Here is a 19,605-nt window from a genome sequence, read left to right on the forward strand (position 1 = left end):
TGATGCAAGGGTTAAATTGTACCGCAAACCTTTTCAATCAATTCCGCCGGGAACTGCATGGACTGCATGATGTGTTCAATCATGCTGCACTTGCGGCCCGTATTGGTATTGGTGATCACCCAGTACGGGGTGCCAGGAACATGTTTGGGTTTGGTTTGATTGCCATTTTGCAGCAGCGTCTGCTCGTCGCCCGCGAAATAGACGCGAGTACGACCGTGCAGCGACTCGGTCGCTTCAGCAAACGCTTTGTTATCCAGTGAGTAAAGTGTAGACAGCACCAGCATAAAGCGGTTAACCGCCTTTTTCTGCTCCGCGTATTCATCGGAAAGGAGCAGCTCGCGCATCGCGCGCACTTTATCTTTTGCCGGCGTCACGGCAGGTTTTGCTTGTGCAACAACGCTTGGCTGAGACACGACATCTTTGGTGACTGGGGTAGCAGGCTGTGAAGCGGCGGAAATTTTAAGCATGCGCCGTAAAATGTCGGACGCGCTCTCCCCGATATGCCGCGTCTGGCTGGCAATATACTGATAGAGTTCGTCATCAACTTCGATTGTTTTCATCTTAATCCAGTGCGATATCTTATCTGAATACAAGTCATTGGGATTATAAGGTCAAATCCCAACAGCGGATAGCGTCAAACCAGGTTGGCGGCAAAAGTCAGATTAAACTGGAACCTTGCAGCCGGGCGGCAGAATGGTCAACATGATACCCTAACCTGACATACGTAAAAAAAGAACTTTGCCATGAAATTGAATACCCGAGCGCAAACTGCACAATCGCCGAACAATAATTCTCCCATCGTACTGGTTCACGGGCTTTTTGGCAGCCTGGATAACCTGGGCGTGCTGGCGCGCGATCTGGTTACTGACCACGATATTTTACAGGTCGATATGCGCAATCACGGTCTTTCCGGCCGTTCCGACGAGATGACCTACGCGGCAATGGCGCAGGATCTGCTGGATACGCTGGATGCCAACGACCTGCAAAAGGTGACCCTCATCGGGCATTCAATGGGTGGCAAAGCAGTGATGGCCCTGACGGCACTGGCCCCGGAGCGTATTAACGGCCTGATTGTAATTGATGTTGCGCCCGTGGATTACGACGTCCGCCGCCACGACGAAATTTTTGCCGCCATCAATGCGGTCACCGAAGCGGGCGTCGCGACTCGCCAACAGGCGGCTGCCGTCATGCGTGAGCATCTTGATGAAGAAGGCGTAGTCCAGTTCCTGCTGAAGTCGTTTGTTGACGGCCAATGGCGTTTTAACGTGCCGGTGCTCTGGAACCAGTACAACAACATCGTGGGCTGGGAAACCGTCCCCGCCTGGCCGCACCCTACCCTCTTTATTCGCGGCGGTAACTCTCCTTACGTTACCGACGCGTACCGCGACACGCTGCTGGCCCAATTCCCGCAGGCTCGCGCCCACGTGATTGCCGGTGCCGGACACTGGGTGCACGCAGAAAAACCCGATGCCGTGCTGCGCGCCATTCGCCGCTATCTCGCTGATACGACAAATTGATTAAAAAGAAAGCGACTGGAAGGCTGCGGGCTTCCAGTCGTTGGCGTGCCGTTTTTGGTGATGTATGATGGCGCGCTTATCGCCCGGGCATTAGCAGGGCGGCGTGTTTCCCCCGAAGTCTCAGAATCATGGCCAAAGAACAAACGGACCGTACGACACTAGATCTGTTCGCGAATGAGCGTCGCCCGGGACGACCGAAGACGAATCCGCTTTCGCGCGATGAACAGCTGCGTATCAATAAACGCAATCAGCTTAAACGCGATAAAAATCGCGGGCTTAAGCGTGTCGAACTGAAGCTTAACGCCGACGCCGTCGATGCGCTGAACGAGCTGGCTGACGCGCGAAATATCAGCCGCAGCGAGCTCATTGAAGAGATGTTAATCGCCCAGCTTGAGACGTTGCGCAGCCAGGCATAAGTCTGAAAATCCCCTTTATTACCCTTTTCATGTAGCACAGAGTGCAGTCCTGCGCGATAGCTGTTTCCGCAGGGTTGCCAGTTCTGCTATTATTGCCCTTATCCGTGGCCGAATTGCGCCACCATACTATTAAGTTTCAAGAGGTTATTTTACTCATGGCAATCATCGGCATTTTCTTTGGCAGTGATACCGGCAATACCGAAAATATCGCAAAAAACATTCAAAAACAGCTCGGTAAAGACGTTGCTGATGTGCATGACATTGCCAAGAGCAGCAAAGAAGATCTGGAAGGCTATGATATTCTGCTGCTGGGTATCCCAACCTGGTACTACGGTGAAGCCCAGTGCGACTGGGATGATTTCTTCCCGACGCTGGAAGAAGTGGACTTCAACGGTAAGCTAGTTGCCCTGTTTGGCTGCGGTGACCAGGAAGACTACGCTGAGTATTTCTGTGACGCGCTGGGTACCATCCGCGACATCATTGAGCCGAATGGCGCGGTTATCGTAGGCCACTGGCCGACCGCTGGTTACCACTTCGAAGCGTCTAAAGGCCTGGCCGATGACGATCATTTCGTGGGTCTGGCCATCGACGAAGACCGTCAGCCAGAACTGACCGCAGAGCGCGTTGAGAAATGGGTTAAGCAGATCCGTGAAGAACTGCACCTGGACGATATTCTTAACGCCTGATTTTTCTCGCGGCGCAACGGCGGTTGCGCCCGCGCACCAGGTCAAACCGATTAAATTAATTGCTACAATCTTTTAACTTTTTCGCCCAGACCTGTACAATGTCTCCCTGATAAAATGTGGTTTTCCATCGAGCAAGTTTGTTGGTGATACCCCATTTTTATAAGCATATTTTGCCTGAGACTTGCAGTTTTCATTTAGCCATGGCAGTTCTATAATGAGACGCATTATCCCAGGTGCATTTTCTGTCACTTCCTACAGAAGTGAATCGTTTAGCAACAGGACAGATTCCGCATGACTGACAACAATACCGCATTAAAGAAGGCTGGCCTGAAAGTTACGCTTCCTCGGTTAAAAATCCTCGAAGTGCTTCAGGGTCCAGACAATCACCATGTCAGTGCGGAAGACCTTTATAAACGTCTTATCGACATGGGTGAAGAGATTGGGCTGGCTACCGTCTATCGCGTGCTGAACCAGTTTGATGACGCGGGCATTGTCACCCGTCATAATTTCGAAGGCGGTAAATCTGTTTTCGAACTGACCCAGCAGCAGCACCACGATCATTTGATCTGCCTCGACTGCGGCAAGGTCATTGAATTCAGCGATGATTCCATCGAAGCGCGCCAGCGTGAAATCGCCGCGCGTCACGGTATCCGCCTGACCAACCACAGCCTGTATCTTTACGGTCACTGCGCTGAAGGCGACTGCCGCGAAGATGACCACGCGCACGACGCAAAATAATCAAGTGTTCATACTCTGAGCCAGCCGAAAGGTTGGCTTTTTTTTGCCAGAAAAAAGCCCGGTAAGCACCGCGCCACCGGGCGTAAAGCAACTTATTTATTATTGTTGCGTATCTCGTTCCAGATCTTATCGCAACGCTTGGCCACTTCCTGATCGTTACCGGTTTTACGCGCCTGGATACAGGCCTGGTAATCCATCACGCGGACATTCTCCCGCGTCGCAAACTGCTCATGCGCTTTCTCTTTCTTCAGCACGTTCAGCACGCTCTGACAGGCTTCAATTTTCTCCGGCGATCCTTCTGCTGTATTAATACAGGCGCTATAGGCCTCCTTCAGCCGGGAATCTTCTTTCGGTGCCTCACTCTGAGCACACGCCACCAGCCCTGATGCCAGCAACGCGACGATTACGATTTTTTTCATCATATGCAGTCTCCGGTCCGGCGGGATCTAACCCGCCGGAAGATTCATCAGAAGATAGTGAACGGTGCGATAACCATGAATTTCACGTCACGTTCATCCTGGAAGATGTTGCCGTAACCGCCCGCGTAGCTCGGGATATCGGAGTGGTTGTCATATTGAGTGAAGTGCAGTTTGAACATTGTACCTTTCGCGCGGCCATCCTGCAGGGTATAGATAGCATCGAGGCTGTAAGAAGACTCTTTCAGGCGATAGTTGGGATCGTAGTATGCGTCCGGAGTTGCCATATCGGCAGGTTTTGCATCCCAGGCGTAAGCGTAAGAAGCGCCCACCGCCCAGCCAGGCAGGTTCCAGTTTTTCAGGTCGTACATTGCGCCGAAGAAGACCGCTTTCTCGCCGTCGGCGTTGAAGTCTGAGCGGTTATCCCACCAGATATCAAGACGACCGTTGGATGAGGCATAGGTCGGGGTCATACGCTGCAGGAAGTAGCCCTGCTGCCCTTCCGCCTTCACCCATGTTCCTTCCAGACGTAAATCAACCTGACCGACCTTATAGCCGAAGGTTAGTGCCTGCAGCCACGCGGTGCCATCATAAATGTCATTGACGCCACCGTTGCTGACTTTGTCGCGCGTACCGTAGAACTGATAGCTGGTACTCAGCGGGCTACCCGCGACATCAAACTTATAGCTGGCCTTGGCAAAGTACTGATCGATATACCCTTGCGCCTGGCCAAATGCTGCTTCGAGAACCAGATCGTTTTTGAAGTCGTATTTCGCCCCCAGCGAGTGGAGATAATCGACTTTGGTTTTCTTATCGTTCTGGTAGAACTTGTCCATCTCGATGTGCCAGGGTGCTTTGTACTCGTTGGTCCACATATAGGAGAAGCTCAACGCACCCGCATCACCGTAGTCAAAGTTCGCCCCGGCTTCCGCACCCTGATAGGTACCCGGCATAAAACTCCAGTGCGGTGCTAACAGGGTCTGGCCAGTTGGCTGAATATAACCACCGCGCGCCCATACCGGACCGTATTTAAATTTTGCAGCGGCTTTGTACAGGCTGATGCCGCTCTTATCCCCGGACCAGTCTTCTTTATACGCTTTATTGCTGGAGGAGAAGGCAATTTCGTTCGGGTGGGCGCTGTCGCCGTTTTCCGCCATTTCAATCGCGGTAAACGCAGCAATATCCAGACCGAACATATCCGCGGCATAGCCTGACTGGAAGTCCAGGTTGGCGTTCCAGGTGGAATGAGAAAGGTTGGTTTTGTATTTGTCTTCGGTGACGTCTTTACGGTCACGTTCACGCTGCCAGTAATAGATACCGCCCGTGAGGGTAGAATCGTCGATGAAGCCCGCCGCTTTCGCCTCTGGTGTCACCACCAGGCCCGACATTGCTGTCACACCGGCAATAGCCAGCGCCAGCGCACTACGTTTGCCACTGAACGTACGCATAGATTATTCCTCTTTGACGAATTAAAACGCCTGAAACGGCGTAAATAAAAAAGACCAAATGGTCAGGGGTAGTTTTAAATACCCTCGAATTAACTACCGTCGTTAGGTTATTTTTCGCGACGCGAATTATCAATGCTTTTTAGCGGACAAAAGTCAGGATTATGACGAAGTGCACATAATCAGTAGTGCTTTGTAACATTTGCAGGGAGGCGAGGAATGGCGGGGAATTTTCAATTATTTCAGTGGCTAGACGAGAAACATCTTCCCTTTCTTATAACCTTTTTGTTTTTCCTAATGACACAAACTTTTTTTTGAAAAATAAGTAGCACCTCATTGACCTGATATTTTTATCACACCTTTTTAGGCCCTGGCTTAATACCCTGATCGTTAAATAAAAAAACGCCGCATAGTGCGGCGTTTGTCTCTCATTGACCAGACCAGCAATATTATTCGCCGATCTTCGTCCAGGTATCACGCAGACCTACGGTACGGTTAAATACCGGTTTTTCTGCCGTGCTGTGACGGCTGTCCAGGCAGAAGTAACCTTCACGTTCGAACTGGAACGCTTTGCCTGCTTCAGCGTTTTTCAGAGAAGGCTCCGCATAACCCTGCTTAATCACCAAAGATTCCGGGTTGATGGTCGCCAGGAAGTCTTCCGCAGCACCAGGGTTAGGCACGCTGAACAGACGATCGTACAGACGAATTTCTACCGGCAGCGCGTGGGATGCGCTCACCCAGTGGATAACGCCTTTCACCTTGCGGCCATCCGCAGGATCTTTGCTCAACGTTTCAGCATCATAAGAACAGAAGATGGTGGTGATATTCCCTTCTGCATCTTTCTCAACGCGCTCGGCTTTGATGACGTAGGCATTACGCAGACGCACTTCTTTACCCAGCACCAGACGCTTGTACTGCTTGTTGGCTTCTTCGCGGAAGTCGGCGCGGTCAATCCAGATCTCGCCGCTGAACGGCACGTCACGGCTTCCCATTTCCGGTTTGTTCGGATGGTTAGGCATGGAGACCAGCTCGCTTTCACCCTGCGGATAGTTTTCGATAACCAGTTTCACCGGATCGATAACCGCCATCGCGCGCGGAGCGTTTTCGTTGAGATCTTCGCGAATGCATGATTCAAGAGACGCCATCTCGATGGTGTTGTCCTGCTTGGTCACGCCGATACGTTTGCAGAACTCACGAATAGAGGCGGCAGTGTAACCACGACGACGCAGACCAGAAATGGTAGGCATACGTGGATCATCCCAGCCCTCAACGTGCTTGTCGGTCACCAGCAGGTTCAGCTTACGCTTGGACATCACGGTGTATTCCAGGTTCAGGCGAGAGAACTCGTACTGGCGCGGATGCACAGGAATGGTGATGTTATCCAGAACCCAGTCGTACAGACGACGGTTGTCCTGGAACTCCAGCGTACACAGGGAGTGCGTAATGCCTTCCAGCGCATCGCTGATGCAGTGGGTAAAGTCGTACATCGGGTAGATGCACCACTTGTTGCCGGTCTGGTGGTGTTCCGCAAACTTAATGCGGTACAGCACCGGATCGCGCATCACGATAAACGGAGACGCCATGTCGATTTTGGCACGCAGGCACGCTTTGCCTTCTTCGAAGCCACCGGCACGCATTTTTTCAAACAGCGCCAGGTTCTCTTCCACGCTGCGGTCGCGGAACGGGCTGTTTTTGCCCGGTGCGGTCAGCGTACCGCGATACTCACGGATCTCGTCAGCAGAAAGCTCGTCGACATACGCCAGACCCTTGTTGATAAGCTCTACCGCATAGGCGTACAGCTGATCAAAATAGTCAGAGGAGTAGCAGATATCGCCAGACCAGTTGAAGCCCAGCCATTGCACGTCGTTCTTAATGGACTCAACGTATTCGATGTCTTCTTTTACTGGGTTGGTGTCATCGAAACGCAGGTTGCACTGTCCCTGGTAGTCTTGCGCAATGCCAAAGTTCAGGCAGATGGACTTCGCATGCCCGATATGCAGGTAGCCGTTCGGCTCCGGCGGAAAGCGGGTATGAATTGTGGTGTGCTTACCACTGGCCAGATCTTCATCGATGATCTGACGAATAAAGTTACTCGGGCGGGCTTCAGCCTCACTCATCGTGGATTCCTCAAAGCGTAAACAACGTATAACGGCATATGATCTTATAAGCCGGACGTAGTGACAACCCTTAAAACGTCTCTGAAGAAAATAATGGGGGCATTTGCTGCAAAAAAAAGCGGCGGAGGATCTCCCCCGCCGCTTAAGGCATGACTCTACTCAGGAGCGATTACTTGCCTTTAATCTCGTACAGCGGTGTTTGACCCGCAACAACCTGACCTTTCGCCTGAATGACCAGGCCGCTGAAGTCGTCGATGTTGCTGCAAACGACCGGACTTATCATGGAGCGCGCGTTGGCGTTCAGGAAGTCCAGATCCATTTCCAGAATCGGCTGCCCAGCCACCACTTCAGCGCCCTCTTCCACCAGACGAGTAAAGCCCTGGCCGTTCAGCGCAACGGTATCGATACCCATATGGACAACGATCTCCGCGCCATTTTCGGTTTCGAGGCAGAACGCATGGTTGGTGTTGAAGATTTTCACGATGGTACCGGCAGCCGGAGACACAACGGTTTTGTCCGTTGGTTTCACCGCCACACCGTCACCGACCGCTTTGCTGGCGAAGGCTTCGTCAGGCACCTGCTCAATCGCAACGACTTCACCGGTTACCGGTGAAACCAGCGCGGCTATCGTTTTGGCGTTGGGTACCGCCTGCGGTTTTGCAGCCGCTGGCGCGGCGGCAGGTGCGGCAGAAGCTTCTGCTGCGGCTACCGGGCCGGTAGTTTTCATGGCATTAGCAATTTTCTCTGCCACAAAGCCAACGATAATCTGCACGCTGGTTTTGTTCAGGCGGATAACACCGGACGCGCCCAGACGTTTGGCCAGCGCTTCGTTCACCAGGGAAGAGTCTTTGACGTTCAGACGCAGGCGAGTGATACAGGCATCGATACCGGTCAGGTTGTCAGAACCGCCTACTGCGGCGATGTACTGACGCGCCAGACCTGAAACGTCCTGGTCCTGAGCACCGCTCACGTTCACATCCTGACCATCCGCTTCGCTACCGGCCACGGCCAGTTCACGACCCGGTGTCATGAGGTTAAATTTGGTGATAGTGAAACGGAACACTACGTAGTAGATCGCGAAGAACACCAGACCTTGCGGGATCAGCATCCACCAGTGGGTCGCCAGCGGGTTACGGGACGAAAGCACCATATCCACCAGACCGGCGCTGAAGCCGAAACCGGCAATCCACTGCATGCTGGCAGCGATGAACACGGAGATACCGGTCAGCACGGCGTGGATCACATACAGAACCGGCGCCACGAACATGAAGGAGAACTCCAGCGGCTCGGTGATACCGGTGAAGAAGGCCGCGAACGCGCCCGCCATCATGATACCCAGCACTTTCGCTTTATTCTCTGGACGCGCGCAGTGGTAGATAGCCAGCGCAGCACCCGGTAGACCAAACATCATGATCGGGAAGAAGCCCGCCTGGTAACGACCGGTGATACCGACAACCGCTTTACCTGCTTCGATGGACTGTGCGCCACCCAGGAAGTTAGGGATATCGTTAATACCGGCAACGTCGAACCAGAACACGGAGTTCAGCGCGTGGTGCAGACCAACCGGGATCAGCAGACGGTTGAAGAACGCGTACACGCCCGCACCGACAGAACCCAGTTTCTGGATGTGCTCACCGAAGTTCACCAGACCGTCGAAAATCATCGGCCAGACGTACATCATGATGAACGCGACAACGATCATCACAAACGAGGTCAGGATAGGGACCAGACGGCGGCCGCTAAAGAAGGAGAGCGCTTTTGGCAGCTCTACGCTGCTGAAGCGGTTATACAGTTCGGCAGAGATGATACCCACAAGGATACCGACAAACTGGTTGCTGATCTTACCGAATGCCGCCGGAACCTGGTCCGCCGGAATTTTTTGGATCATGGCCACTGCTGCAGGTGAGCAGAGAGTGGTTAAGACGAGGAAACCGACAAAACCGGTCAGCGCAGCGGCACCGTCTTTGTCTTTGGACATACCGTAAGCCACACCAATCGCGAACAACACGGACATATTGTCGATAATGGCGGAACCTGACTTGATAAAGAACGCCGCCAGCGCGCTGGTATTACCCCAGCCGTTGGGGTCGATCCAGTAGCCGACACCCATCAGGATGGCTGCGGCAGGCAGCGTGGCGACCGGCACCATAAGTGCGCGGCCAACCTTTTGTAAATAACCTAGAATACTCACTTTCTTCCCCCTATGAGACCCCGTTTAAGGCATGTTCTCAGCTCTGTTTTTTATTGTGTCACGAACTATAGATACAGTTGATGCTTCACTGGCATTGTGAGTGTGTGAAAAATTAATTCGTATCGCAAATTAAACGCGTACTTTTTGTGATTTTTGTCACCAAATATCGTTATTAACCCTCCCTTTCACTGGCTAACAGTGAAAACTTATTTTATCATTCAAAAAATCAAGACGGATTGATCCGGCCTGAAAGTTTCCAGGTTACGCTTAAGTATCAGGTTCCGATAGCTATCCGCCCACTCTTCTACTTTAACTCTTGAGGTGAACAATGAGACTGATTCCCCTGGCAACTGCTGAACAAGTTGGTAAATGGGCCGCTCGCCATATCGTTAACCGTATCAACGCCTTTAAACCAACTGCCGATCGTCCTTTCGTTCTTGGACTTCCGACAGGCGGCACACCGCTGACCGCCTACAAGGCGCTGGTTGAGATGCATAAAGCAGGCCAGGTTAGCTTCAAGCATGTTGTGACATTCAACATGGATGAATACGTTGGCTTACCGAAAGACCACCCGGAAAGCTACCATAGCTTTATGCACCGTAATTTCTTTGATCACGTTGATATTCCAGCTGAAAATATTAACCTGCTGAATGGAAACGCGCCTGATATTGACGCAGAATGCCGTCAGTATGAAGAAAAAATCCGTTCTTACGGTAAGATCCACCTGTTTATGGGTGGTGTAGGTAATGATGGTCACATCGCGTTTAACGAACCGGCGTCATCTCTGGCTTCCCGCACCCGTATTAAAACGCTGACCCATGACACGCGCGTGGCAAACTCCCGCTTCTTTGACGGCGATGTGAACCAGGTTCCAAAATACGCCCTGACCGTAGGCGTAGGCACCCTGCTGGATGCTGAAGAAGTGATGATTCTGGTGCTGGGCAGCGTGAAAGCCCAGGCGCTCCAGGCTGCCGTTGAAGGCAACGTAAACCATATGTGGACCATAAGCTGCCTGCAGCTGCATCCGAAATCAGTCATCGTCTGCGACGAACCATCCACGATGGAGCTGAAGGTTAAAACGCTGAAGTACTTCAACGAGTTAGAAGCTGAGAACATCAAAGGTCTGTAATTGAATAACCGCCTCTTCATCAAGAGGCGGCCGCTTTTTTTAACCGGGGGTCGTTATGTACGCTTTAACCCACGGTCGGATTTATACCGGCCATGATATTCTGGATGACCATGCGATTGTTATCGCTGATGGCCTGATTGAACGTGTTTGCCCGCTGGCAGAACTGCCGCCGGAGATTGAACAGCGCTCACTCAATGGAGCAGTAATCTCCCCCGGTTTCATCGACGTGCAGCTCAACGGCTGCGGCGGTGTGCAATTCAATGACACCGCGGATGCGGTGACGGTAGAAACGCTGGAGATCATGCAGAAAGCCAACGAGAAATCGGGCTGCACCAGCTATCTGCCAACGCTCATCACCAGCAGTGATGACCTTATGAAGCAGGGTATCCGCGTGATGCGAGAATACCTGGCCAAACATCCTAACCAGGCGCTGGGTCTGCACCTTGAAGGGCCATGGCTGAATATGGTCAAGAAAGGAACGCATAACCCGGACTACGTGCGTAAACCTGATGCAGAGCTGGTTGACTACATGTGTGCAAACGCCGATGTGATCACCAAAGTGACGCTGGCGCCTGAAATGACGGGTACGGATGTCATCAGCAAGCTGGCCGCCGCCGGGATTATCGTTTCAGCAGGCCACTCAAACGCAACGCTGAAAGAAGCGAAAGCCGGTTTCCGCGCGGGAATTACTTTCGCAACTCACCTTTACAACGCCATGCCGTATATCACAGGCCGTGAACCGGGTCTGGTCGGAGCGATTCTGGATGAGCCAGACGTCTACTGCGGCATTATTGCTGACGGCTTACACGTCGATTACACCAACATTCGCAACGCTAAGCGGCTGAAAGGTGACAAGCTTTGTCTGGTGACGGATGCCACCGCACCGGCAGGTGCAAATATTGAGCAGTTCATTTTTGCCGGTAAAACAATATACTACCGCAATGGACTGTGTGTGGATGAAAACGGTACGCTGAGCGGTTCCTCTTTGACCATGATTGAAGGGGTGCGTAACCTGGTAGAACATTGCGGGATTGCGCTTGATGAAGTCCTGCGTATGGCAACCCTGTATCCGGCTCGCGCAATGGGCGTGGATAAACAGCTCGGCGGAATTGCACCAGGTATGGTTGCAAACCTGACGGCATTCACACACGATTATAAAATTATTAAGACCATCGTTAATGGTAACGAGGTCGTCACTGAGTAAGTAAAAGTATGACACCTGGCGGACAAGCTCAAATCGGTAATGTCGATCTCGTTAAACAACTTAACAGTGCGGCGGTATACCGCCTGATTGACCAGCACGGCCCCATCTCGCGGATTCAGATAGCCGAACAAAGCCAGCTTGCTCCCGCCAGCGTGACAAAAATTACCCGCCAGCTCATTGAGCGCGGTCTGATCAAAGAAGTCGATCAGCAGGCCTCCACCGGGGGCCGCCGCGCCATCTCTATTATTACCGAAACCCGCAATTTTCAGGCTATTGGCGTCCGTCTGGGCCGCCATGACACTACCCTCACGCTGTACGATCTGAGCAGTAAAGCCATTGCGGAAGAACACTACCCTCTTCCGGAACGCACCCAGGAGACGCTGGAACATGCGCTGCTCAATACCATCGCGCAGTTTATTGAAAGCTGTCAGCGCAAGATCCGCGAACTCATCGCCATCTCCGTGATCCTGCCCGGCCTGGTCGACCCGGAAAGCGGCGTGATCCGCTATATGCCGCACATTCAGGTTGAAAACTGGGGGCTGGTCGACGCGCTGGAAAAGCGTTTTAAAGTGACCTGCTTTGTGGGTCACGACATCCGCTCTCTGGCGCTGGCAGAGCACTACTTTGGTGCGAGCCAGGACTGTGAAGACTCTATTCTGGTGCGCGTCCACCGCGGTACGGGTGCAGGCATTATCTCTAACGGCCGGATTTTTATTGGGCGCAACGGTAACGTCGGAGAGATCGGCCACATTCAGGTTGAACCCCTCGGGGAGCGCTGCCACTGCGGCAACTTTGGCTGCCTTGAAACGATCGCCGCCAACACGGCCATCGAGCAGCGCGTTCGCCATCTGCTTGAACAGGGTTATCAAAGCCGCGTCACGCTGGACGACTGCAAGATAGGCACCATCTGCAAAGCCGCTAATAAAGGCGACGCGCTGGCCTGCGAAGTGATCGAGCAGGTTGGACGTCATCTGGGGAAAACCATCGCCATCGCCATTAACCTGTTTAACCCACAAAAAGTGGTGATCGCCGGTGAAATTGTGGAAGCGGAAAAGGTTCTGCTCCCTGCGATTGAAGGCTGTATTAACACCCAGGCGCTGAAAGCATTCCGCCAGAATCTTCCGGTGGTTCGTTCAAAGCTTGACCATCGCTCGGCGATTGGCGCGTTCGCGCTGGTCAAACGCGCCATGCTCAACGGAATTCTGCTCCAGCATTTGCTGGAAAGCTGATCGAACCTTATAGTAACGCCTTCTTTTTTTGATGTCGGAATATCCATGACCATTAAGAACGTAATTTGTGATATCGACGGCGTGCTGATGCACGACAACGTTGCCGTGCCGGGTGCTGCGGAGTTTCTTCACCGTATCATCGACAAAGGAATGCCACTGGTTCTGCTCACGAACTACCCTTCTCAAACCGGTCAGGATCTGGCAAACCGCTTTGCCACGGCGGGCGTCGACGTCCCGGACAGCGTATTTTATACCTCGGCGATGGCCACGGCGGATTTTCTGAAGCGTCAGGAAGGAAAGAAAGCCTACGTGGTGGGTGAAGGTGCGCTGATACACGAGCTCTACAAAGCAGGCTTTACCATCACTGACGTGAACCCGGACTTTGTGATTGTCGGCGAGACGCGTTCCTTTAACTGGGAGATGATGCATAAAGCAGCATACTTTGTCGCCAGCGGTGCACGCTTTATCGCCACCAACCCGGATACGCATGGCCGTGGTTTTTATCCGGCCTGCGGCGCGCTCTGCGCCGGTATCGAGAAAATCTCAGGGCGTCAGCCGTTCGTGGTCGGTAAACCGAGCCCGTGGATCATTCGTGCCGCGCTCAACAAGATGCAGGCCCACTCTGAAGAAACCGTTATTGTCGGCGACAACCTGCGCACCGATATTCTGGCCGGTTTCCAGGCGGGTCTGGAGACGATTCTGGTACTGTCCGGCGTCTCTCAACTTGATGACATTGATTCGATGCCGTTCCGGCCGAGCTGGATTTACCCCTCCGTCGATGAAATTGACATCATCTGATACCGAACCACGCCTCAGGGCGTGGTTTTTCATTTATGGCCTACACAAATAAAACTCCATCTAACAAAAAGCACATTTCATTGCATAATCATCAATAAAAGAACTCATGGCGTACTCTTTTTTCACTATTCCGCAATCACTATTGCACTATTTCCGTTTTCACCCGTAAAACGCTTGCGCGCCCTGCCCCTTTGCGGCATTTTCATAAGCAAGCAACATTACAAAGCAACAGGGTTAACGGAGAAGGTTATGTGTTCAATTTTTGGCGTACTGGATATTAAAACTGACGCGGGCGAACTGCGTAAAAAGGCACTCGAACTGTCCCGCCTGATGCGCCATCGCGGCCCGGACTGGTCAGGCGTTTACGCCAGTGACAAAGCAATTCTGGCTCACGAACGTCTGTCTATTGTTGACGTCAACGCCGGTGCACAGCCGCTGTATAACGAGAAAAAAACGCATGCGCTGGCTGTCAACGGTGAGATCTACAACCACCAGGCGCTGCGCGCCGAATACGGCGACCGCTACGCATTCCAGACCGGTTCTGACTGTGAAGTGATCCTGGCGCTGTATCAGGAGAAAGGTCCCGAGTTCCTGGACGACCTGCAGGGTATGTTTGCTTTTGCCCTGTACGACAGCGAAAAAGACGCTTATCTGATTGGCCGTGACCATATCGGTATTATCCCGCTGTACATGGGTCACGATGAGCACGGCAACTTCTACGTGGCCTCTGAGATGAAAGCCCTGGTGCCGGTCTGCCGCACCATTAAAGAGTTCCCGGCAGGCAGCTATCTGTGGAGCAAAGACGGCGAGATCCGTCAGTATTACCAGCGTGACTGGTTCGACTACGACGCGGTAAAAGACAACGTCACGGACAAAGCCGAGCTGCGTCAGGCGCTGGAAGATTCCGTGAAAAGCCACCTGATGTCAGACGTACCTTACGGCGTGCTGCTCTCCGGCGGACTGGACTCCTCCGTGATCTCGGCCATTACCAAGAAATTTGCGGCTCGTCGCGTGGAGGATCAGGAGCGCTCAGAAGCCTGGTGGCCACAGCTGCACTCTTTTGCCGTGGGTCTGGAAGGGGCACCGGATCTAAAAGCCGCGCAGGAAGTGGCAAACCACCTCGGCACCGTACACCACGAAATTCATTTCACCGTGCAGGAAGGTCTGGATGCGATCCGCGATGTGATCTATCACATTGAAACCTATGACGTGACCACCATCCGCGCCTCAACGCCGATGTACCTGATGTCGCGTAAGATCAAGGCGATGGGCATCAAGATGGTGCTCTCCGGTGAAGGTTCTGACGAAGTGTTTGGCGGCTACCTGTACTTCCACAAAGCGCCAAACGCTAAAGAGCTGCATGAAGAGACCGTGCGTAAGCTGCAGGCGTTGCACATGTTCGACTGCGCGCGTGCCAACAAAGCAATGTCGGCGTGGGGCGTAGAAGCGCGCGTGCCGTTCCTGGATAAGAAATTCCTCGACGTGGCAATGCGCATCAACCCGCAGGACAAGATGTGTGGCAACGGCAAAATGGAAAAACATATCCTGCGTGAATGTTTTGAATCCTACCTGCCGGCGAGCGTGGCATGGCGTCAGAAAGAGCAGTTCTCCGATGGTGTAGGTTATAGCTGGATCGACACCCTGAAAGAGGTCGCTGCGAAACAGGTTTCTGACCAACAGCTGGAAACCGCAAGCTTCCGCTTCCCGTACAACACGCCGGGCTCGAAAGAAGCGTATCTCTACCGTGAAATTTTTGAAGAATTGTTCCCGGTGCCGAGTGCTGCGGAGTGCGTACCGGGTGGCCCTTCCGTCGCCTGCTCTTCTGCCAAAGCGATTGAATGGGATGAATCGTTCAAATCCATGAACGATCCATCAGGACGCGCGGTAGGCGTTCACCAGTCAGCCTACAAATAATCACCTAGATCGCAATCAGGCCCCTCAGGGGCCTGTTTTTTTTGCCTCACATTTCACCGCCTAAATCTGATTAATAACCAATAATTGCCGAATATTCGGTCACGCTGTTCGCAACCTAACCAAACAGTCACATTCCGGCTATTTTCGTTGAAAAAGGTGTTGACGCTGCAAGGGTCTATACGCATAATGCGCCCCGCAACGCCGATAAGGTAACGCGAAAAAAGATGGCTACGTAGCTCAGTTGGTTAGAGCACATCACTCATAATGATGGGGTCACAGGTTCGAATCCCGTCGTAGCCACCATCTTTTTTGCGGGAGTGGCGAAATTGGTAGACGCACCAGATTTAGGTTCTGGCGCCGCAAGGTGTGCGAGTTCAAGTCTCGCCTCCCGCACCATTCCCGGGTAAGCGTTGCACGGATGGGGTATCGCCAAGCGGTAAGGCACCGGTTTTTGATACCGGCATTCCCTGGTTCGAATCCAGGTACCCCAGCCATATTTCTTCGATTTTGCGGTTCTCCGCGGTATTGGGGTATCGCCAAGCGGTAAGGCACCGGTTTTTGATACCGGCATTCCCTGGTTCGAATCCAGGTACCCCAGCCATCGAAGATTGCAGTACTGGCTACGTAGCTCAGTTGGTTAGAGCACATCACTCATAATGATGGGGTCACAGGTTCGAATCCCGTCGTAGCCACCAAATTAAGATTGTCGATTTTTCGGTAATCAAGACAAATTGTTGGGGTATCGCCAAGCGGTAAGGCACCGGATTCTGATTCCGGCATTCCGAGGTTCGAATCCTCGTACCCCAGCCAATTTAAAAAGTCGTTAAGCAGTTTGTTTAACGCAATTGGGGTGTCGCCAAGCGGTAAGGCTCTGGTTTCTGATACCAGCATTCCGGGGTTCGAATCCCTGCACCCCAGCCAATTAGTAACAAACAAGCCCGCTCTGCGGGCTTTTTTGTTTTTGTTGTTCAGAATCGAGTAGCCTGATGCCCTCTCCCACGGGGAGAGGGCATAAATATTAAAGTCCCAGGGCGTATTTCAGCGCCTGACGCTTCAGACCACCGGCACGCTCCGCTGCCATCAATCCAATATTACGCAGAATGCGCACCGGGGCTAAATCATTGCTGAACCCGGCATAGAACAGATCCATTCCCGACTGCATGATAAAGTTATCCGCCATGCGTCGCGTCTGATAACGCTTCAGGACCTGATGGCTGGCCCAGTTTTCCGCGTGTTCGCGGGCGCTGCCCAGCACATCCAGTAACGCATCGACGTCACGATATCCCAGGTTCACGCCCTGCCCGGCCAGCGGATGAATGGTGTGTGCCGCATCGCCCACCAGCGCCAGCCCTTCACGGGCATACTGCAACGCATGACGACGCGTGAGCGGGAATGCCCCTGCGGCGACCGGCGTGACGTTGCCCAGACGGCTCGGGAAATGCAGCAGAATTTCCCGCTGCAATTGTTCCATTGAAAGCCCCTGCAGCTGGCGAATGCGCGCCGGTTTGTCGTACCACACCAGCGACGCCCAGTTATCGAACAGCGGTAAAAAGGCGTGCGGGCCATTCGGGGTAAAGTGCTGCCAGGTACTCTCGCCCGGCGCATTCTCGCACTGGACGGTAATCAGCATACAGGACTGCTCGTACTGCCAGGCATGCACCCCGATACCCGCCATCTGTCTGACCTGCGAATTGGCGCCGTCCGCCCCGATAACCAGCTTCACGGCCAGCTCATCGCCGCTATCGAGCGTCAGTAGATAGCCACTCTCGTGAGGATGCAGCGCCTTAAGCGACGCAGGCACTCGCAGCGTCACCTGCGGATGCGCCTCCAGCGACTGCCAGAGCGCCCGCTGGAGCACGTTGTTTTCCACCATATAGCCCAGGCGCGGCAGCTTCAGCTCAGCGGCATCAAACGCGACGTGGGCATTTTCCCACTCCCAGGTTTCAAGACGGCTATAGGGGTGCGCGCGCATTTCCAGCACCGCCTCCCAGACGCCCAGCCCGCGCAGCAGATCGACGGACGCCGCGCTGATCGCGGATATGCGCACATCCGGTTTGCTGGCGGGATCGAAGGCCGGCGGAGCAGTCTGTTCAATTATCGTTACCTCAAATCCCTGCTTCGCCAGCCCCAGCGCCAGCGCGCCGCCGACCATACCGCCGCCGACAACGGCAACTTCGGTGTGTAGGAGTGTCATGGTCAATTTTCCTTATTGGAGAATCCCTTAAGTTTACCGGATTTTTGCGGTCCTGAGACACACAACCTTCATACTGGTCACAACCCCACCAAAGCATTACAATACGCGGCTTGCAATCCTGAGCTGAGCAAGTCGATGACTAAAAAACTCCATATAAAAACCTGGGGCTGTCAGATGAACGAATACGATTCATCCAAGATGGCCGATCTGCTGGATACCACCCACGGATACCAGCTGACTGAAAATGCGAAAGAAGCGGACGTGCTGCTGCTGAACACCTGTTCGATTCGTGAAAAAGCGCAGGAAAAAGTCTTTCACGTATTAGGACGCTGGAAACTTCTCAAACGAAAAAATCCGGACCTGATCATCGGGGTGGGCGGCTGCGTCGCGTCGCAGGAAGGCAAGCTGATCCGCCAGAGAGCCCCGTATGTGGATATTGTCTTTGGTCCTCAGACCCTCCACCGCCTGCCGGAGATGATCAATCAGGTTCGCGGCAACCGTAGCCCGGTCGTTGACGTCAGCTTCCCGGAAATCGAAAAATTCGACCGCCTGCCTGAGCCGCGAGCCGATGGCCCAACCGCTTTCGTCTCCATCATGGAGGGCTGCAACAAATACTGCACGTACTGCGTGGTGCCGTACACCCGTGGTGAAGAGGTCAGCCGCCCGGCAGATGACATTCTGTTTGAAATCGCACAGCTTGCCGCGCAGGGTGTGCGCGAAGTGAACCTGCTGGGCCAGAACGTTAACGCCTGGCGCGGTGAGAACTACGACGGCACGACCGGCAGCTTTGCCGAGCTGCTGCGCCTGGTGGCCGCGATTGACGGCATCGACCGCATTCGCTTTACCACCAGCCATCCGATGGAGTTTACCGACGACATCATTGACGTCTATCGCGATACGCCAGAACTGGTGAGCTTCCTGCACCTGCCGATTCAGTGCGGCTCTGACCGCGTGCTGAACCTGATGGGCCGCCCGCATACGGTGCTGGAATATAAGTCCACCATTCGCAAGCTGCGTGAAGCGCGTCCGGATATCCAGATTAGCTCTGACTTTATCGTCGGCTTCCCTGGCGAAACCGCTGATGACTTCGAGCGCACCATGAAGCTCATCGGTGAAGTGAATTTTGACGTCAGCTACAGCTTCATCTTCTCTGCGCGTCCAGGGACACCGGCGGCCGATATGGTTGACGATGTGCCGGAAGAAGAGAAAAAGCAGCGTCTGTATATTCTGCAGGAGCGTATTAACCAGCAGGCCAACGCCTGGAGCCGCCGCATGCTCGGCACCGTTCAGCGCATTCTGGTGGAAGGCACCTCCCGCAAGAGCATTATGGAACTCTCTGGTCGTACCGAAAATAATCGCGTGGTGAACTTTGAAGGCACCCCGGATATGATCGGTAAGTTTGTGGACGTCGAGATTATCGAAGTGCTGACCAACTCGCTGCGCGCGAAAGTGGTCCGCACCGAGGACGAAATGGGCCTGCGTATTGCCGAGTCACCGGAATCCGTCATCTCTCGTACTCGCAAAGAAAATGATTCTGGCGTTGGGATTTACCAGCCATAATCCTTCTGGCCTGCCCTTCCGGCAGGCCTTGTATTTCCTCTCATCGTCCCC

Annotated in this window: 16 protein-coding genes and 7 tRNA genes; 17 read left to right on the forward strand and 6 right to left on the reverse strand. The window is 53.4% G+C overall.

Annotated elements, in window-relative coordinates:
• Positions 1 to 11 precede the first annotated feature (11 nt).
• The gene (gene seqA / locus AC4IBF_RS15520) at positions 12 to 560 is read right to left on the reverse strand and encodes a replication initiation negative regulator SeqA (RefSeq protein ID WP_008501070.1); all 549 of its coding nucleotides are present in this window, start codon (positions 558 to 560) and stop codon (positions 12 to 14) included.
• A gap of 183 nt (positions 561 to 743) precedes the next feature.
• Here seqA and ybfF point away from each other — a divergent pair, with 183 nt between their 5' ends.
• The 4 genes from ybfF (at position 744) to fur (ending at position 3,357) form a co-directional block, all read left to right on the forward strand.
• The gene (gene ybfF, locus AC4IBF_RS15525; protein WP_115874502.1) at positions 744 to 1,517 is read left to right on the forward strand and encodes an esterase; all 774 of its coding nucleotides are present in this window, start codon (positions 744 to 746) and stop codon (positions 1,515 to 1,517) included.
• Positions 1,518 to 1,645: 128 nt separating this feature from the next.
• Positions 1,646 to 1,933, forward strand: coding sequence for a LexA regulated protein (gene ybfE, locus AC4IBF_RS15530; protein ID WP_023334913.1), 288 nt, complete (start codon positions 1,646 to 1,648; stop codon positions 1,931 to 1,933).
• Between the two features lie 155 nt (positions 1,934 to 2,088).
• The gene (gene fldA, locus AC4IBF_RS15535) at positions 2,089 to 2,619 is read left to right on the forward strand and encodes a flavodoxin FldA (RefSeq protein ID WP_008501067.1); all 531 of its coding nucleotides are present in this window, start codon (positions 2,089 to 2,091) and stop codon (positions 2,617 to 2,619) included.
• A 291-nt stretch (positions 2,620 to 2,910) separates the two neighbouring features.
• Positions 2,911 to 3,357: a ferric iron uptake transcriptional regulator gene (gene fur / locus AC4IBF_RS15540; protein ID WP_014169146.1), complete on the forward strand. Its 447-nt coding sequence runs from the start codon at positions 2,911 to 2,913 to the stop codon at positions 3,355 to 3,357.
• A 92-nt stretch (positions 3,358 to 3,449) separates the two neighbouring features.
• Here fur and chiQ read toward each other — a convergent pair whose 3' ends face one another.
• The 4 genes from chiQ to nagE form a co-directional block, all read right to left on the reverse strand.
• Positions 3,450 to 3,776: a ChiQ/YbfN family lipoprotein gene (chiQ, locus tag AC4IBF_RS15545; RefSeq protein WP_252093102.1), complete on the reverse strand. Its 327-nt coding sequence runs from the start codon at positions 3,774 to 3,776 to the stop codon at positions 3,450 to 3,452.
• A gap of 47 nt (positions 3,777 to 3,823) precedes the next feature.
• Complete coding sequence (gene chiP / locus AC4IBF_RS15550; RefSeq protein ID WP_032661118.1) at positions 3,824 to 5,221, reverse strand: chitoporin ChiP; 1,398 nt, start codon at positions 5,219 to 5,221, stop codon at positions 3,824 to 3,826.
• A gap of 446 nt (positions 5,222 to 5,667) precedes the next feature.
• Positions 5,668 to 7,335: a glutamine--tRNA ligase gene (glnS, locus tag AC4IBF_RS15555; protein ID WP_115874500.1), complete on the reverse strand. Its 1,668-nt coding sequence runs from the start codon at positions 7,333 to 7,335 to the stop codon at positions 5,668 to 5,670.
• 169 nt (positions 7,336 to 7,504) lie between these two features.
• Positions 7,505 to 9,526 carry an N-acetylglucosamine-specific PTS transporter subunit IIBC gene (nagE, locus tag AC4IBF_RS15560; protein ID WP_115874499.1) on the reverse strand — a complete coding sequence of 674 codons (2,022 nt, stop codon included), beginning with the start codon at positions 9,524 to 9,526 and terminating at the stop codon, positions 7,505 to 7,507.
• Positions 9,527 to 9,854: 328 nt separating this feature from the next.
• Between nagE and nagB the strand changes: the two genes are divergently transcribed.
• The 12 genes from nagB (at position 9,855) to AC4IBF_RS15620 (ending at position 16,721) form a co-directional block, all read left to right on the forward strand.
• Positions 9,855 to 10,655: a glucosamine-6-phosphate deaminase gene (gene nagB / locus AC4IBF_RS15565; RefSeq protein ID WP_013097568.1), complete on the forward strand. Its 801-nt coding sequence runs from the start codon at positions 9,855 to 9,857 to the stop codon at positions 10,653 to 10,655.
• Positions 10,656 to 10,710: 55 nt separating this feature from the next.
• On the forward strand, positions 10,711 to 11,859 hold the full coding sequence (gene nagA / locus AC4IBF_RS15570) for an N-acetylglucosamine-6-phosphate deacetylase (RefSeq protein WP_127730047.1): 1,149 nt from the start codon (positions 10,711 to 10,713) through the stop codon (positions 11,857 to 11,859).
• Between the two features lie 8 nt (positions 11,860 to 11,867).
• Positions 11,868 to 13,088 (forward strand): DNA-binding transcriptional regulator NagC, encoded by a 1,221-nt coding sequence (gene nagC, locus AC4IBF_RS15575; RefSeq protein ID WP_021242995.1) that lies wholly within the window; start codon positions 11,868 to 11,870, stop codon positions 13,086 to 13,088.
• Positions 13,089 to 13,133: 45 nt separating this feature from the next.
• Entirely contained in the window at positions 13,134 to 13,886 is a 753-nt protein-coding gene (gene nagD, locus AC4IBF_RS15580; protein WP_023310763.1) for a ribonucleotide monophosphatase NagD, read from the forward strand.
• A gap of 249 nt (positions 13,887 to 14,135) precedes the next feature.
• The gene (gene asnB / locus AC4IBF_RS15585; protein WP_010428626.1) at positions 14,136 to 15,800 is read left to right on the forward strand and encodes an asparagine synthase B; all 1,665 of its coding nucleotides are present in this window, start codon (positions 14,136 to 14,138) and stop codon (positions 15,798 to 15,800) included.
• 226 nt (positions 15,801 to 16,026) lie between these two features.
• Positions 16,027 to 16,103: transfer RNA gene (locus AC4IBF_RS15590), tRNA-Met, on the forward strand.
• A gap of 8 nt (positions 16,104 to 16,111) precedes the next feature.
• Positions 16,112 to 16,196 (forward strand) — tRNA-Leu (locus tag AC4IBF_RS15595).
• A gap of 23 nt (positions 16,197 to 16,219) precedes the next feature.
• Positions 16,220 to 16,294, forward strand: a tRNA-Gln gene (locus tag AC4IBF_RS15600).
• A gap of 32 nt (positions 16,295 to 16,326) precedes the next feature.
• Positions 16,327 to 16,401: transfer RNA gene (locus AC4IBF_RS15605), tRNA-Gln, on the forward strand.
• Between the two features lie 17 nt (positions 16,402 to 16,418).
• Positions 16,419 to 16,495: transfer RNA gene (locus AC4IBF_RS15610), tRNA-Met, on the forward strand.
• 40 nt (positions 16,496 to 16,535) lie between these two features.
• A tRNA-Gln gene (locus AC4IBF_RS15615) sits at positions 16,536 to 16,610 on the forward strand.
• A gap of 36 nt (positions 16,611 to 16,646) precedes the next feature.
• A tRNA-Gln gene (locus AC4IBF_RS15620) sits at positions 16,647 to 16,721 on the forward strand.
• Positions 16,722 to 16,818: 97 nt separating this feature from the next.
• Here AC4IBF_RS15620 and ubiF read toward each other — a convergent pair.
• A complete protein-coding gene (ubiF, locus tag AC4IBF_RS15625) occupies positions 16,819 to 17,994 on the reverse strand; it encodes a 3-demethoxyubiquinol 3-hydroxylase (RefSeq protein WP_133293993.1) in 1,176 nt (391 codons plus the stop codon).
• A gap of 135 nt (positions 17,995 to 18,129) precedes the next feature.
• Here ubiF and miaB point away from each other — a divergent pair, with 135 nt between their 5' ends.
• Positions 18,130 to 19,554: a tRNA (N6-isopentenyl adenosine(37)-C2)-methylthiotransferase MiaB gene (miaB, locus tag AC4IBF_RS15630; RefSeq protein WP_111964387.1), complete on the forward strand. Its 1,425-nt coding sequence runs from the start codon at positions 18,130 to 18,132 to the stop codon at positions 19,552 to 19,554.
• Positions 19,555 to 19,605: the final 51 nt, after the last annotated feature.

The organism is Enterobacter sp. Taxon_8 (assembly GCF_058354585.1).

Bases quoted from the DNA above. Each gene is read 5' to 3' on its own strand.
- fur (WP_014169146.1), top strand. From the start codon at position 2,911: ATGACTGACAACAATACCGCATTAAAGAAGGCTGGCCTGAAAGTTACG.
- ybfE (WP_023334913.1), top strand. From the start codon at position 1,646: ATGGCCAAAGAACAAACGGACCGTACGACACTAGATCTGTTCGCGAAT.
- ubiF (WP_133293993.1), bottom strand. From the start codon at position 17,994: ATGACACTCCTACACACCGAAGTTGCCGTTGTCGGCGGCGGTATGGTC.
- glnS (WP_115874500.1), bottom strand. From the start codon at position 7,335: ATGAGTGAGGCTGAAGCCCGCCCGAGTAACTTTATTCGTCAGATCATC.
- chiP (WP_032661118.1), bottom strand. From the start codon at position 5,221: ATGCGTACGTTCAGTGGCAAACGTAGTGCGCTGGCGCTGGCTATTGCC.
- asnB (WP_010428626.1), top strand. From the start codon at position 14,136: ATGTGTTCAATTTTTGGCGTACTGGATATTAAAACTGACGCGGGCGAA.
- nagA (WP_127730047.1), top strand. From the start codon at position 10,711: ATGTACGCTTTAACCCACGGTCGGATTTATACCGGCCATGATATTCTG.
- fldA (WP_008501067.1), top strand. From the start codon at position 2,089: ATGGCAATCATCGGCATTTTCTTTGGCAGTGATACCGGCAATACCGAA.
- miaB (WP_111964387.1), top strand. From the start codon at position 18,130: ATGACTAAAAAACTCCATATAAAAACCTGGGGCTGTCAGATGAACGAA.
- seqA (WP_008501070.1), bottom strand. From the start codon at position 560: ATGAAAACAATCGAAGTTGATGACGAACTCTATCAGTATATTGCCAGC.
- nagC (WP_021242995.1), top strand. From the start codon at position 11,868: ATGACACCTGGCGGACAAGCTCAAATCGGTAATGTCGATCTCGTTAAA.
- ybfF (WP_115874502.1), top strand. From the start codon at position 744: ATGAAATTGAATACCCGAGCGCAAACTGCACAATCGCCGAACAATAAT.
- chiQ (WP_252093102.1), bottom strand. From the start codon at position 3,776: ATGAAAAAAATCGTAATCGTCGCGTTGCTGGCATCAGGGCTGGTGGCG.
- nagB (WP_013097568.1), top strand. From the start codon at position 9,855: ATGAGACTGATTCCCCTGGCAACTGCTGAACAAGTTGGTAAATGGGCC.
- nagD (WP_023310763.1), top strand. From the start codon at position 13,134: ATGACCATTAAGAACGTAATTTGTGATATCGACGGCGTGCTGATGCAC.